Source organism: Streptomyces durbertensis, assembly GCF_014156695.1.
GTDB lineage: Bacteria > Actinomycetota > Actinomycetes > Streptomycetales > Streptomycetaceae > Streptomyces > Streptomyces durbertensis.
In genome coordinates, this window is sequence record NZ_WMLF01000837.1 from 1 (window position 1) to 1023 (window position 1023).

Annotated in this window: 1 protein-coding gene; it reads right to left on the bottom strand. The window is 74.6% G+C overall.

Features of this window, described 5'->3' with window-relative positions:
* Positions 1–26: 26 nt before the first annotated feature.
* The gene (locus GL263_RS27180) at positions 27–833 is read right to left on the bottom strand and encodes an HlyD family efflux transporter periplasmic adaptor subunit (protein WP_182858383.1); all 807 of its coding nucleotides are present in this window, start codon (positions 831–833) and stop codon (positions 27–29) included.
* Between the last annotated feature and the right edge of the window lie 190 nt (positions 834–1023).

Here is a 1023-nt window from a genome sequence, read left to right on the forward strand (position 1 = left end):
GGTGGAGGCGGTCGGCGGGGGAGCGGTCACGGCAGCAGCCATTCGACGGGGCGGCGCGTACTCAGGTGCACGGTCCCGGTGACGGGCGTGCGGGAGTCCAGCCGGAAGGGTGGCCCGGCGGCCGACGACCAGGCGTGGCCGGACTTCGTCGCGGCGTCCTTCCGCAGCTCCACGACCACGGCGACCGGGTCGCCGGCCCGGGTGAAGCGGGCGGCGAGCCGCTCGTCGCCGAGGAACGCGGCGATCCGCCGCCGGTCCTGCGGGACCCGGCCGACCGCGCGGACCTTGCCGCGCAGCACCCCGTAGGTCTCCCGTGGGGCGGACGACACGGCGAGGTCCACCGGGGCGCCGACGGGGATCGTCGAGCCGGACCCGGCCGGCGCGTACAGCACGGCCAGCAGCGGCTCGTCCGGCCCTCGGACCTGCTCCAGGGACGCGACGTCGGTGCCGGTGCGGACGACGCTGCCGACACCGGCGAGGAGTGTGGTGAGCCGACCGCCGTCGAGCGCGAAGATCGCGCGGTCGCCGCGTTCGGTGCGGACGGTGAACAACGTCGCGTTTCGGGGAAGGAGTTGGCCTTCCCTGGCCTGGACGCGGACCACCTGGCCGGCGAAGGGGCTCTGCACGGTGTAGCTGCCGCCGGCGTGGGTGAGAAGGCCGGGGGCGTCGGCCTTCTCGACGATCGAGCCGGTGCAGGCCCAGTAGCCGGCGGCGGCCATGACGAGGACGGAGACGGCCATGACGAGGCGGCCGGGTGGGCGGGCGAAGCGGAGAGGGAGATCGAGTTCTTCCGGGGAGTTCTGTTTGGCGAGCGCGCTGCGGCGGAACTGCACGGCCCGTGACCTTTCGTCGGGCAACCGGTGTTGTTCCCCAGTCACACCCCTTCCCGAAACCGGGGGCTCTGCCCCGGACCCCGTAGTCGCGGCCCGGCGGCCGCTCGTCCTCAATCGCCGGACGGGCTGGCTCTTCCGCCCGTCCGGCGCTCAATCCAGCCCGCCCTGGGGGTACCTCCCGGCCGGAGGC